At 41.0% G+C, this 13,779-nt stretch carries 9 protein-coding genes and 1 pseudogene; 7 read left to right on the plus strand and 3 right to left on the minus strand.

Features of this window, described 5'->3' with window-relative positions:
* Positions 1-12: 12 nt before the first annotated feature.
* Positions 13-324, minus strand: a complete 312-nt coding sequence (locus JCM15074_RS06570) for a hypothetical protein (RefSeq protein ID WP_025820497.1) — start codon at positions 322-324, stop codon at positions 13-15.
* 422 nt (positions 325-746) lie between these two features.
* Positions 747-2,992: pseudogene (locus JCM15074_RS21270) on the minus strand (TonB-dependent receptor family protein).
* A gap of 335 nt (positions 2,993-3,327) precedes the next feature.
* Between JCM15074_RS21270 and JCM15074_RS06580 the strand changes: the two are divergent.
* The 7 genes from JCM15074_RS06580 (at position 3,328) to JCM15074_RS06610 (ending at position 13,179) form a co-directional block, all read left to right on the plus strand.
* On the plus strand, positions 3,328-4,038 hold the full coding sequence (locus JCM15074_RS06580) for a DUF3581 domain-containing protein (RefSeq protein ID WP_025820498.1): 711 nt from the start codon (positions 3,328-3,330) through the stop codon (positions 4,036-4,038).
* Positions 4,039-4,118: 80 nt separating this feature from the next.
* Positions 4,119-4,862 carry a carbonic anhydrase gene (locus tag JCM15074_RS06585; RefSeq protein WP_199899781.1) on the plus strand — a complete coding sequence of 248 codons (744 nt, stop codon included), beginning with the start codon at positions 4,119-4,121 and terminating at the stop codon, positions 4,860-4,862.
* Positions 4,863-5,131: 269 nt separating this feature from the next.
* The gene (locus JCM15074_RS06590; protein WP_025820500.1) at positions 5,132-8,803 is read left to right on the plus strand and encodes an ATP-binding protein; all 3,672 of its coding nucleotides are present in this window, start codon (positions 5,132-5,134) and stop codon (positions 8,801-8,803) included.
* The gene (locus tag JCM15074_RS06595) at positions 8,800-9,450 is read left to right on the plus strand and encodes a condensin complex protein MksE (RefSeq protein ID WP_025820501.1); all 651 of its coding nucleotides are present in this window, start codon (positions 8,800-8,802) and stop codon (positions 9,448-9,450) included. The genes JCM15074_RS06590 and JCM15074_RS06595 overlap by 4 nt, the downstream gene beginning before the upstream one ends.
* On the plus strand, positions 9,447-10,670 hold the full coding sequence (locus JCM15074_RS06600; protein ID WP_025820502.1) for a hypothetical protein: 1,224 nt from the start codon (positions 9,447-9,449) through the stop codon (positions 10,668-10,670). Before JCM15074_RS06595 ends, JCM15074_RS06600 begins: the two co-directional genes overlap by 4 nt.
* Before the next feature lie 47 nt (positions 10,671-10,717).
* Positions 10,718-11,572, plus strand: coding sequence for a DUF7281 domain-containing protein (locus JCM15074_RS06605; RefSeq protein ID WP_025820503.1), 855 nt, complete (start codon positions 10,718-10,720; stop codon positions 11,570-11,572).
* Positions 11,573-11,934: 362 nt separating this feature from the next.
* On the plus strand, positions 11,935-13,179 hold the full coding sequence (locus JCM15074_RS06610; RefSeq protein WP_025820504.1) for a dicarboxylate/amino acid:cation symporter: 1,245 nt from the start codon (positions 11,935-11,937) through the stop codon (positions 13,177-13,179).
* A 66-nt stretch (positions 13,180-13,245) separates the two neighbouring features.
* On the opposite strand, the gene ppa is transcribed toward JCM15074_RS06610, so the two are convergent.
* Entirely contained in the window at positions 13,246-13,773 is a 528-nt protein-coding gene (gene ppa / locus JCM15074_RS06615) for an inorganic diphosphatase (protein ID WP_025820505.1), read from the minus strand.
* Positions 13,774-13,779: the final 6 nt, after the last annotated feature.

Here is a 13,779-nt window from a genome sequence, read left to right on the forward strand (position 1 = left end):
GGATCCACTTAATTAAATGGGTATTAAGACCGTTAAGATTTTATCGACAAAATCCATCATTCCCTCAGCACCTGAAGCATAATCTTTCATGTGTACTGTGGTGGTGTCACTGTGGGCAAAAATAGTCTTGGTGATTTGCAGTCTTACTTCAATATCGATACCCGCGCCCATAATCACATGGTGGATATTGTGGCGTGCGATAATTCGCTGTACATCGTCTAAGTTGGTACCAGTAAAAAATTGAATGTGGGGCATATCAAGATCACGGATAACATCTTCAACAATGATGCTTTTTCGCCCCAGTAGCAGTACATTTTTGTTCATGATATTTCCTTTATCACGTTATTATTTTATGAGTAATACCAATTCCACTAAATAAGTGATCAATTCAGAGCCACTCAGACTTGTCAATTCAAGGCGCATTGATGAAGAAATGGTTATTCCCTTTTAAGTCAATGCAACGCAGAAGTGGAAAGTCTGAGAGGCTCACGTAGTGCGGGTTTCAAAGCCCTTCATGCTACGTTGGAGGCTCTCGATATAGAATAACTATTAGCTTCAAGCCTCTGCCTTGCCTACAGGGCTTTGAATTCCCGCTGAAAGATCACATTATTAATGGAACTGGTATAATAATTGTATTATTTTTAGACAAAGTATAGGTAAAAATCTAAGTTAGCATAGCGATAGCCAATAAAAAAGCCGCTAATCAATAGCGGCTTTGAGTTTGTGATCTGGCTTTATGTAAAGCGTTAAAATTTATAGCTGTAACCCAGATTAACCGTACGTGGCTTACCGACCATTATTGAACCATGTACGCGGTTAGTGACATAGGTTTCATCAAATAGGTTTTCAGCGGTTAAATAAACTTGTTGTGCATCTGAAATATAGTAGTGTGCTGCTAGGTCAAATAGCGTGCGTGAGTCAATACTATTGGTGCCATTGGCATGACCAAAATCGCCTGCTTTGGTCAGGACTTTACCTGTATAGCGCATCGCTAGTGTGACATCAAATTGCTCGGTTGCTACCCCAGCGGATAAGTAACCTTGATGTTCAGGTAGATAAGCTAGTGCGTAACCTTTTTTTACATCGCCCCAAGTATCAAGATTAGATTCGAAACTGTTGGCAAATTCTGAGTCGGTAAAAGTGTATGACATCTTGATTGGGAAGCTATAATCACCATCTTCGTTAATGATATAAGCGCCGCTGAGCTCTAAGCCGGCAATATCGACTTCTCCGCCATTATATTGGTCACCAATATTTTCTTCCGAACAGCCTGAAAATGCGGTGCAGTTACCATGCATATTGCTATAGTCACTGTAGAATACAATTGCTTCTGTCGTGAGCGAGTTTTGGTTATAACGTAGACCCGCTTCATAGTTCCAGCTTTTTTCCTCTTCAGCTTTAGCGTTACCCGGCGCTGCGGGTGAAAACCCTTTTTGTACGCCAGCAAGAACTAATAATGCATCATTAATTTGGTAAGTGGCACCCAGTGATGGTAACCAAGCATCAAAATTATTTTTGAGATCTTTGCTTGGTGCGCCATTACGACCGGAGTTCTTTTTGCCCCAGTCTTGGCGGCGTGTTTCAACGTCTTCATAACGCAGACCTGCGGTAATATTCCAGTTACCAATAGTGATACGGTCTTGTACAAAGGCTGCAAAAGCTTCAGCACTGTCGATACGGTTTGAGTCTGTGCCAGGGACACCCGCATCAGTTAAGGTCATGACTTGGTTGTTACCTAAGCTATATTTATCAACCCACTGGAAGCGGTCCATCTGATCTTCATGGTAGCGTAAACCAAACTCTAGCTCATGAGTATCTAAAGCCCAATACAGTTCGGTTTGGATACCTTGTGACAAGTAGTCGCGGTTATTGGCTTTCACGTCGACGGTTAATGGTAATTGACCTATTGGATTTTGTGATGGGTTATGATCATACAGTGACGCAATTTCGATACCTGTGTACTCTTTAGTTACACCATCAATAATAAATTCTTTTTTCTTGCCTAAGCTTGCTCCGCCTACTTTTGAGGTTTTGTACCAGTTTCGATGGAAGTTGTTGTAATAAGCCACGGTAGCTAAGCTGATGTCTTGGCTTAAATCGATACTGTGGTTGATTTGTAACTGCTTATGCTCAGTATTCATTTGATCTTTTTGTGATGCTGAATAACGTGAGTAGGGGTTATTAATGTAGTCCTCAACCGTTAATCCCATATAGGTTTCATTTGAGGTTTCATCTGAATATTTAAGTTTAATGGCAAGCTCTTGCTGGTATTTTGCATCCGTTGCAGAGCGAATACTGAATTTAGCCAAGGCATCATTTTTTTGGAAGCCAGTATTACCACCCACGCCATTAATGTGTTTGTAGCCTGATGCTTGATAGCGGTATAGATCAACGACACCACCAATGCGCTCACCTTGACCGCCCGCATAAGTGTGCAATTTACCAAAGCCATCTTCACCTAAAGCAACATCAACTTTACCGGCTAATTGCTCTTCAGGGATTTGGCGTGAGATTAAGTTAACAATGCCGCCTGTGGTACGGGGGCCATATTTAACGGTAGAACTGCCTTTTAGAATTTCAATACCTTGCATACGTCCTGCTGTAGGGAAATAGTATGCGGATGGCGAAGCGTAAGGCGCAGGAGCGGCTAATATGCCATCTTCCATAATGGTAATCTTTTCAGAGCGGTTTTGACCTGTACCCCGCATACCCACATTTGGGCGTAGGCCATAGCCATCTTCTTCAAGAATATAAACCCCTGGAATCGAGGCTAAAGTACGCATGATGTCAGTGTAGTTAAACTCTTCAAGTTCAACTTCAGTAATAACATGAGCACTGCCAGGAACGGTATTTATTGGGTTACGCTCGCCAAAAATTGTCACTTGCTCAATAGTCGACGCTTGCAGATCTTCCTCGGCATAAACATAAGGGGTTAGCTGGTAAATAATGCGGCAGATAAGATACTGAGTGGGAATCTGTTGAACTTAGTCATAACCTCTCCATGGGTAAATAAAGTCATTGGTGATTGTTAATCTAAATAAGATTGATTCGCATTATACTTATGGTAATAGTTAAGTAAATTATTTTTAACTAAACTTTTATAACTATTTACATCTGTAACCGTTAATAACGGTATAAGGGATTTGAGGTGAAATGATGAACTGTAAATATTGCGGTAGAGAGGGATCGTGTTAATTATGACTAATAGATATGGTTTGAATTTTGGTTATTAACAAAAGATAGCTAAGTCATCGGGTGAGTGTTTTTTCTAAACTAGAGTAGACTGTCGATAATTATCGCAATAAACCACTTAATATTGAGTAAAAGATGTTTCTAACTAATTATTATAAAAAAGAAAATGAACAAGTTTTAGTGTCTGCGCAGCAGGCCAGTGATTTTGCTAAACAGGTCGCCAGTGATTTTAATCCTATTCATGATGTTGATGCTAAACGCTTTTGTGTACCGGGTGATTTACTGTTTGCGTTAGTGTTGAATAAGTATGGTTTAAGCCAACAGATGCAGTTTAATTTTGCTGGCATGGTTGGTGCTGATATTGGACTTAAGTTTCCAGAATTGGCTGAAGAAAATATCACCATTAGTGATAACCGCGATAAAGCCTTATTAAATGTTAATCGTAGCGGTGACGTGACTCATTGTCAGGTGCAAATTGAAGCGTTTATTCGTAGTTATGTGGCATTCTCTGGCTTGAACTTTATCCATGTATTAGTGCCGTTAATGCAAGAGCATCAAGTGATGATTAATCCACAACGGCCATTGGTTATCTATGAAAGCATGGCATTTGAATTACAATGTTTAGACTTTACTCAAGCCAAGTTAACCTTAGTTGAAACTGAGTTTGTGAATGAAGGCAAGCGTGCCGATGTTAATTTAAGATTTGAATTACATGATGGTGATAAATTGATTGGTACAGGTAAGAAAACCTTAGTGTTAAGTGGCTTACGTCCACTCGAGCCTGAGAGCATTGATGCTATGTGCGCTGAATATACCGCGCGTCAGCAAGGCACGTATCAACGTTAATTATGATGACTGTAAGCGGCTAAGTGAGCCAATATGGTCTATATCTGTTTAGGGCAAAATTAATCAATAAGGATATTACTATGCAGTATATTACTCGGTCATCAAGCTTGATGTCATCATTTGGACTCGTATTGGCGTTAGCTGTTGCACCAGCGAGTTACGCCGCTCAATGGGGATATGGCACCAATAATGGACCGCAACATTGGGGTGAACACTTTACAATTTGTGCTTCAGGGCAAAACCAATCACCGATTGATATTAACCGAGCGGTTGACGCTGATCTAGCTGACCTTATGGTGGAGTATCAAGGCCAAGTTGCGCAGCTACTTAATAATGGCCATACGGTTGAGGCTAAAGTGGCGGGCACGAATCAGTTGCTGCTAGATGGTGAGCAATTTCAACTAAAACAGTTTCATTTTCACACTCCATCAGAAAACATGATTAATGGCAAACAATACCCGATGGAAGCCCACTTTGTGCATGCAAATGCACAAGGACAGTTGGCTGTTATTGGCGTGATGTTTGAGCAAAGTAAGCAAGATAATCCAGTATTAACTCAGCTATTTAAACAATTACCGCAAAACGGTAAATCTGTCATGGTTACGCCGCAAGTTAATGTTGCTGAGATGCTGCCTAAAGCCAATGATTACTACCGCTTTAATGGCTCATTAACGACGCCTCCTTGTAGTGAAGGTGTGCGTTGGCTAGTTCTACAACATCCAGTTTCTGCATCTAAAGCTCAAATTACTAAATTGCATGCCATGATGGGTAATAATAACCGACCGTTACAAGCCATTAATGCTCGGTTAGTGGTTGAAGACTAATTTTATTAATGCCTTATCTTATCCTTAGATAAGGCATTTTTCATTACCTTCCTTGAGTCATCCTTGCCCTTAATTCAACTGCCTTTTTTTTACCCATCACTTTTTTGTGCAATGGCGTATCATTAACCTACTCAAATGCCCTTATTGCCTTGTATCAGGCTTTAGATTACCTTTATGGGCTATTCGTATTTTTGTTAAGTGATTGCTGTGAGCAAATAATTCACTTGGCTAGCTACCCGTTATAGGGTGATTTTTGGAAAAGGATTCACATGCCTAGCTTGATTCGAATTGTGTTGATCGATACGCATCTACCGGGAGTGGTAGAGTTAGCATTAAATGGTCACACCAATATTTGTGGTACTAACGCATCAGGTAAAACCACACTGCAACGTCTTGTGCCTGTTTTTTATGGCGAATACCCAAGCCGAGTTGTACCGTCAACTCGTGACAGTTTTGAACGCTGGTACTTACCACATGATGCCAGCTATATCATCTATGAATACCAAAAAGCGGATGGCTTGTTATATCAAGCGGTATTATCGTCTGCGGGCGATGGTAAAGGGGTTAATTATCGCTTTATTGGTAAAGGCTTTGAGTTAGATGATTATGTGAAGAGTCGTAATGGCGACTCGATTATCTGCCACACCATGGCTGATTTAGGTCGTAAACTGAAAAGTGCGGGCGTAGCTACGACTAATTTACTTAATACTCGTGAATATCGCGCGATTATTCAAAATGACCGCAGTTTGTTAGCCACTGGCGCTAATCGTAGCGAGCTAAAAAATTACGCGCGCCAATTCTCATTATGTGAGTCTGAGCATTCGCTGCGTCATATTGAAAAACTGGCGAAAGCAGTACACTCCAAAGAGGGTAAAATGGAGACGGTCAAGTCGATGATCGCCGCTATTTTAGAAGAGGATGGAGTGAATCCTCCAAGTTCTCGTCTGAATCCACAACGAGTCGAAGCTTGGATCCGTGAAAGCCAGCTTATTCAAGGTTTTGAACAAATCAGACCTGAGTTTGAAAAGCTTGAGCAAGAGTTTAACGAGCTATTAAGTTACGAATTACGCTTAGCCAGTTTAACCCGTGGTTATCGCAAAGATGAAACCAGTGAAGCACTGCGTCAAGATGAGCAGCAAGAGCGTGCTAAAGAATTAAACCAAGCATTAAAAGTACTAGATGATGAGTGGAAAGAGCAGCGTGATGAGCTTAACCAAGAGCTTTCTGCCGCCAATGGTGACGTGGCTAAATATGAATATGAGCTTGATACCATTGAAGAGCAACATGGTAACTTTTTAGATGCCAATATAGAGCAAGCTAAAGCTGATTTAGAGTCATTACCAAGTTGGCGCAGTGACTTAGAAAACCTTTCTGAGCGTCATAAATTACTGACTGAAAAGCACCAAGATATTGAGGCTGCCTATAATGCTCGTCGCAGTAAAATTGGTGAGCAGTTAAACCGCGAGCTTGAAAAACTACTGGCGCAGCAAGACAGTCAGCGTGAAGTTAAAGATAAACAGCAGCAGCAGGCTCGTGAAGATTTAACCGCCTTAGATCAAAAATGGCGTGAAGATATTGATGCCGGTAAAACTGAATTCCAACAGCAGGAATACCAATACAAGCTCAATCGTGAAAAACAGAAAATGCAGCTTGATAGTGTCAGTTATACCGAAGAGGAAAAACTGGCATTAGCGGTATTTGATGAGCGTATTTCTCGTGCTGATGAAGATCAAGAGGTTGCTAACGCTAAAGTTGAGCGTCTTTCAAGCGAAGAACGTAAATTACGGGCTCGCCGCGACCAAGCCAATGAAAGCTTACGTTTAGCCGCTATTCGCGTGACTGAACGTCAATCTGAACTGGATGAGCTACACCATATTTTATTCCCGCAATCGCATACCTTATTAGAATTCCTACGCAAAGAAGCCCCAGGTTGGGAGCAAACGCTGGGTAAAGTCGTTGCACCTGAGCTATTACATCGTACTGACTTACAACCGAGCATTAGCAGTGGCGACAGTTTATTTGGCATTGGTCTTGATCTAAAAGCGTTAGATGTACCTGAATATGCAGCATCTGAACAAGAGCTACATGCGCGTCATGCTAAAGCTGAAGAGATTTTATTATCAGCTAAAGAGCTGCAACACGAAGCGGAAGAGATGCTGATCAGCATTAATAGCGACTTAGACAAAATGAGTAAAGAACTCACTTTTGCCCGTACTAGCTATAAAAACTGTCGTGAAAATCTACGTCGCTTATTTGATGAAAAACGCAGCCAGCAACAGCAAATTAATCAGGCATTAGCGGCTCGTAAAGCTAAGGCTCAGCAACAATTGAGTCAACTTGATCATGAGTTAAAACAACATCAAAACCAATATCAACAATGGTTAGAAGCGCAGCAAGAACAAGCGCTTGAAGCGCGGATGGAAAAAAATGCCTACTGGCAAGAGGTGATTGGTGCCTTAGAAGCCCAATTACAGCAGATTAAACAGAATATAGAAAGTCGCCGCATCAACGCAAAAGAGGAACAAAAAGCCTGTGAGCGTTGGTACAAAGATGAATTAAAATCACGCGGTATTGATGAAGATAAGATTGTTGCCCTCAAGCAGCAAATCCGTGAATTAGATAATCGCATTGTTAAAGCTGATGGCCGCCGCAGTGAAGTACTGCGTTACGATGATTGGTATCAACATACTTGGTTAGGTCGCAAGCCAAAACTGCAAACTCAATTAAGTGATGTTAAGCGAGCGGTGACCGATTTAGAAAAGCAGCTGAATGGCAAGGTTGCGACCGTTAAGCAGCGCCGTGGTGAGCTAGAAGCTGCGCGTAAGTTGTCTGATGCTGCGCAAGTGGAAGCGTCTGAAAACTTAACTAAATTACGCAGTTTAATTCGTAAATTAACCGAACTTAAATTACCTAAAAACTCAGATGAAGCCGAGGGCAGTTTAGGTGAGCGTATTCGTGAAGGTGAAGATCTATTATTAAAACGCGATAATTTACAAGGCTCAGTTAAGCAGTATGTGGATCATTTTGATTCTGTGATTGCGGCTAAATCAGGTTCTGGTTTATCTGAAACTTGGGAGCGCGCCCGTGAAGAGTCAAGCTTTATCAATGACAAGGGCATTAAGCTGCTGGACTATCGCAAGTTAGTGCCACAGTTAGAGCAGTTACTGAATGTGATTGTGCCACAATCTATGATGGCATTGAGAGAACAAGGCCGTATCTTCGGTGTTGATTTGACCGCTTTCTACGATGTATTAGCGGATATTGACCGCCGTATTGCGACTCAGAGTGCGCGTATAACCCGTGAAGTTGGCGAAGAGTTATTCTTAGACGGTGTATCTGAATCTGCGGTTAAAATTCGTTCTAAAATCAGTGAACTAGAATTTTGGCCTGAGCTGCAAGTGTTTGTGAAGGCATTTGCGGATTGGAAAGCCGATGGCTTTAACGGTTTACCAGATGAACATTACACCAATAGTATGCGCCGCGCCCTTGATATTATTGGCCGTGCAGCACTCACTGGTGGTATTGCTAAGCTACTCGAAATCGAATTGCGCCTTCGTGAAGGTAGCAGTGATTTGATTATTCGTACTGATCGCCAGCTTAATGAATCATCAAGTCACGGTATGGCGTACCTGATTTTATGTAAGTTCTTATTAGCCTTTACTCGCTTATTACGTGGCCGCGCAGATGTCACCATTCATTGGCCTATTGATGAGTTAGGGACGTTGCATCACGGTAACGTGAAAAAGATTTTCGATGCCTGTGAGAACAATAATATTTCAGTGTTAGGTGCATTCCCTAACCCCGAGTCGGAAGTATTAAGCCTGTTTGCTAACCGTTATATCATCAATAAACAGACCCGTAAGCTGCAAGTGGTGAAACCTAAAGTGAATATTTTGGCAGATAAACTGCAACAGCGTATGACTAAGGAGGCGGCAGTATGAGCCAGTCTGAAACAGTAATTTTAGGTACCAGTGCTGTTATTGAACGTCTACTTCGTGGTGAGTTTATCTGTCAAACCCGTGATGAAGATGGCTGGCGTGCATTGCAGCATCCAGCAACACGTGAACGCATTGAAACATACCTTAATGAGATTAACCGTACGCTGGTGGTTGTGGGCGAAGCTGAAGTGTTTTTCTGTGGCTATTTAACCTTAGGCGACAATGAACGTAAGGTGATTTCGCAGCAGTTTAAAGAGGTATGTCAGGCGTTAAGTCCATTAGTGGATTGGTTAGTGCTAGTGCAAGAATCAACAGGGCAAGATGCGCCACTGACTCAAGGCGCCGCAGTTCGTTTAACTGAATTACAAGGCCGTATTGAAGATACCCCAGCGTTTCGTGAACAACTTGATAAATTAAGCCGATACCGTTTATTTGGTTCAACCAGTACTACGGTTGATGCCCAACTTAAATTGGTCTTTAAACGCTTGGTTGAATTGGGCTATTTAATTAAGCCTAACCCAGAAAAGCAGATCTTTATTGCTACCGGTAAGCTTGATTATTTGTACGATGTGATCCGCTTTATTGATGAAACTGAAGGACTCAGTTTAGAAGCTCAAGCTGAAACTGCCACGCAAAAGGATCTGCTATGAGTAGTCATTTGCATCAAGCTGGGGTTAAGTTGCTTAAGCAACTTGGCCGCCATGCTGATCTTATTATGGATGCCTATCAACAAGGCTCTGTAACCGAAGAAAACCATGATGCTGCAGTGATTGAAAAACTTCGTAAAAGCGGCATTTTATGGCGACCAGAGCCTGAGCAAGAGCTGCGTTTAAAGCGCAGTATTCGTGCCTTGTTGGAGGAAGCATTAAGTGATGAACGTAATCGCCAAATCGATGCCAACGTTGGCTCGGCAATGGCGACCATTAAAACCTTAGCGGATCATTACAAAGAAGCGCGTCATGAGGTTAACTTTGCCGCGGCAGAAGCTTATCTTGCCGATTTGAATGAGCATGTATTTAGCTTTGCTGATGGATTGCGTTATGCCATTCGTGTGCTTTGGAGCCGAATTAATAACGAGTTTGGTTATGTTGGTACTATCAATGCCAAAATTCGTGAAAATGAGCTGGCGCAGAGCCAAGTCACTGAGTTATTGAATGGTCTTGAAATGCTGCATTTTAGCGAGTTAGCTGAAATCGCGGGTGATATTCGTGAATTGCGGCGTTTACTGGTAACCAGCTTACAAGAAACTTTATCCGACTGTACTGCCGAATTGAGTGTTGTACAGGGACGATTACTGGAGCTGTTAGGACGCTTCCGCCAAATACGAGGTCGTACTCGATTACTGAAAGGTTGGCAGCTACACCGCGATCTACATCCTGATTATCAGGTCAGTGACCATGTATCGCATAAGCAGATATTTAAGTTGTTTAATCGCGCCGAAGGTTTGTTAGCTCCTGCTGCAGTTGATATTCATAATCAAAGTCATGAAGCTGAACTGTTAGAGATGGTGGCGCATATTAAGAGTATTGTGCGGCTACCTAATATTGAAGCGAACAATCGTGATTTCAATGTTGAATTTGTTTTAGCGGATAGCGAAGATTTTGATATTCCACATAATGAATTGAAGTATGCCGTTGATGAATACTTCTGCGCTGTGATTGATTCTGGTATTAGCCAGTCGGCGCTTGATTATCATCAACAACGACAGTTTGATTGGGATTATGAAGCATGGTTATATCAGGTGATTTGTGGTTATGAAGGCTTGAGTATTGAACATAAACAATACTTCGAGTTAGAACCAATAGGTGAACCTCATCCAATTTATACCGGCAATTTTATTATTCGGGATGTTGAACTGGGTTTAGCATAAATTTAAAACGCGCTTCGGCGCGTTTTTGTTATGAGAAAGAAGTGCTAATGAATTTAAATAAACAGCAACGCAATCTGATTGTTAATCTGCTCAAGCAACCTAAGTTTAAAGTGGCTTACTCAAAGAACTGGCAAGTGATTCACCAAGAGTTTGAGATTGGCCAAGTTGATGGGCGAGCTAAATATTTAGAGTTCAGTAAAGATGATTTATTGCTGTTAAAGCAGATGAGTCAGCAATTTTTTGGAGATGGACTATTAGCACCATCTGTTGCGAGTAATCGCATGGCTCAAGCCCACCACAGTCGTAATGAAAAGTGGGCCAGTATTAGTCCCGAAGCTGAATTTGTAACCATTAAACCGCTGCACTGCCAAACTGAGTTTAAGTTAGCGCCTGATTTTGCATTAAGAGTGCCGCTAGATGCCGCACACAAATTTTGCCAGCAGTGGCAAGTTAAGCAAGTACTCGTGGTCGAAAACCTTGATTGCTTTGATTATATTGCGCAGGCCATATTGCCGTTCTCAAGCGCGACTATGGTGATTTATCGAGGCAGTGGTATTGCTTCACCGAGTGCGGTGAAATTATTTTTATCACAACTGGATGATGGCATTGATGTGGTGGTGTTTGCAGATGTTGATCCTGCAGGAATACAGATAGGCTTAACGACCCCTAAAGTGAGTCAATTACTACTGCCATCCATTATCGACTTAACTTCCTTACTCGCTCAATTTAACTATCAATCTGACTTTGATGAGCAGTATAAACAACTGAATTTCATCGTGAGTAGTAATTGTATTGAAATAAAATCTTGGATTAATTTTGTTTGTCAGCATAAAGTTAGTGTTAAGCAGCAGCATTTAATCGCCAATAAGCTGACATTACAAAGCATAGGTGTTTTTAAATAAGCTAGGTTATTATTTTATAAATTTCCATATTAAGATGTTTAATATGGCAATAACCATTAAATATAGATAAATAAACCATTAAATTTTTATGTTTTTATGGGTTTAATAAGAATATTATTTTGCAATCATTTTGTGTGTAAAATTGTATCGCCATAATTGCTATTTAAATCATTTAAAATCAATTTGTTAATGCATGGCTTTAACCTGGTTGTTATTGTTTTTCTCTACCTTTAATTTTTTGCTTATTGTATTTGTTAATAGCATGATTCACTATCTCTGCACGCCAATATAATCATAACTAATTATTAGTAAAAGCTTATTTAAATTAGGTGCTAATGATTTAATAATAAGGTAGTGCAAATATGACACTTTCAACTCGAATATTTATAGGGCTCTTTAGTGGCTTGCTCTTAGGCACATTAATTCAATATTTATTTAGTGATATTAATTTTCTAGCGGGAAGTGTCGTTGATTTTGCCACCGCCATTGGCACCATGTTTGTGAATATGATTATGATGCTCGTGGTACCTCTGGTATTTATTAGTATTGTGTGCGGTATTTGCGAATTAAAAGATATGGCTAGTTTTGGTCGTTTGGGCACTAAAACATTTGGTTTTTATCTGCTTAATACTGTGTTTTCAATTGGCGCTGCATTTGCGGTTGTGATGTTATTACAGCCGGGACAAGGGGTTGATATGCGTAGCGCAACAGGGGCTGATATTGTGGCCACTGAGTTACCAGACTTAATGGCGCTTATCGTCAGTATTGTGCCAAGTAATCCTATTGCCGCTTTTACTTCGGGCAATATGTTGCAAGTGATCTTTATGGCATTGCTGCTAGGTGGTGTGATTAAGTCACTAGGTCAAAGCGCACAAGCTGCAGTAAATGGTTTTGTGGTGGCGAACAAGATAATGATGAAGCTAATCAGTGTGGTTATGCAGCTTGCGCCAATTGGTGTGTGTGCACTGATGTTAAAGCTTGGTGCGACCTTAGACGCTGAGCTATTTACAAGTGTACTGCAATACTTAGGTTTAATTATTGGTTTATTAACCTTGTGGGTATTTGTGGTTTATCCTGCTGCGGTTGGCATATTTACTCAAACATCAGCAAAAACTTTTAGACAAAAGACTCGTGAGCAGATTTTATTTTCGCTTTCAACTGCAAGTTCAAACGCGACTATTCCTGTGACCATGCGCACTTTAACTGACAAATTGAATGTGAGTCGTTCAGTTGCAGGTTTTGGTGTGCCTTTGGGAGCAACCATGAATATGGGCGGCGTATCTATCTATATTACGGTGGCTATTTTCTTTATCGCCAATGCATTTGGTGCGCCGATCACTTATGAGCAAATGCCTACGGTACTATTTAGCATCTTTTTATTAGCGATTGGTGCCGGTGGCGTACCAGGTGGTGGCATGGTGATGATTGGCGTAATGATCCATCAAATGGGATTACCGATTGAAGCATTCGCAATTGTGGCTGCATTAGACCGCTTAATCGATATGATTTTAACATCATGTAATGTGGTTGGAGATACTGCGGTGCTAACTATTGTGGATCAAACAGAAAAGCAGGGAGTCAATACGACTCAAACGGTATTGAATTAGAATCCTTGCAAGTATCTGATTGCTTAGATATAGGTACGAAGGGACGTAACTGTCCCTTTTTCATGTTTATTTTGTATAGCGCTCTACACTCACTAGAATTTCTTCACGTGCAGCAGCTGCGCCTTCCCAACCATCAACTTGTACCCACTTACCTGCCTCTAGCTCTTTATAGTGCTCAAAGAACTGTTTGATTTGGGCTTTTAGTAGCTCAGGGACATCGTTAATATCTTGGATATGGCCATATTCTTTCGAGATTTTTTCATGCGGTACGGCAATAATCTTGGCATCTTCACCAGACTCATCTGTCATTCTTAATATACCAACAGGTCGACAACGAATTACGCTACCCATTTGTAATGGATACTGAGTCGGTACAAGTACATCGACAGGATCGCCATCTAAACTTAAGGTGTTATTGATATAGCCATAATTGCATGGGTAAAACATAGGTGCGGTCATGATGCGATCAACAAAAAGTACACCTGATGTTTTATCGACTTCATACTTAATTGGATCATGGTTTTGTGGAATTTCAATAATGACATAAATATCATCAGGTAAGGATATACCTGCAGGAACAGTATTTAAGCTCATATAAGT

The sequence above is a fragment of the Shewanella marina JCM 15074 genome, assembly GCF_000614975.1.
Classification (GTDB): Bacteria; Pseudomonadota; Gammaproteobacteria; order Enterobacterales; family Shewanellaceae; genus Shewanella; species Shewanella marina.

Excerpts from the sequence above, each read along its gene's own strand:
- JCM15074_RS06570 (WP_025820497.1), bottom strand. The coding sequence starts at position 324 with ATGAACAAAAATGTACTGCTACTGGGGCGAAAAAGCATCATTGTTGAA.
- JCM15074_RS06580 (WP_025820498.1), top strand. The coding sequence starts at position 3,328 with ATGTTTCTAACTAATTATTATAAAAAAGAAAATGAACAAGTTTTAGTG.
- JCM15074_RS06585 (WP_199899781.1), top strand. The coding sequence starts at position 4,119 with ATGCAGTATATTACTCGGTCATCAAGCTTGATGTCATCATTTGGACTC.
- JCM15074_RS06590 (WP_025820500.1), top strand. The coding sequence starts at position 5,132 with ATGCCTAGCTTGATTCGAATTGTGTTGATCGATACGCATCTACCGGGA.
- JCM15074_RS06595 (WP_025820501.1), top strand. The coding sequence starts at position 8,800 with ATGAGCCAGTCTGAAACAGTAATTTTAGGTACCAGTGCTGTTATTGAA.
- JCM15074_RS06600 (WP_025820502.1), top strand. The coding sequence starts at position 9,447 with ATGAGTAGTCATTTGCATCAAGCTGGGGTTAAGTTGCTTAAGCAACTT.
- JCM15074_RS06605 (WP_025820503.1), top strand. The coding sequence starts at position 10,718 with ATGAATTTAAATAAACAGCAACGCAATCTGATTGTTAATCTGCTCAAG.
- JCM15074_RS06610 (WP_025820504.1), top strand. The coding sequence starts at position 11,935 with ATGACACTTTCAACTCGAATATTTATAGGGCTCTTTAGTGGCTTGCTC.
- ppa (WP_025820505.1), bottom strand. The coding sequence starts at position 13,773 with ATGAGCTTAAATACTGTTCCTGCAGGTATATCCTTACCTGATGATATT.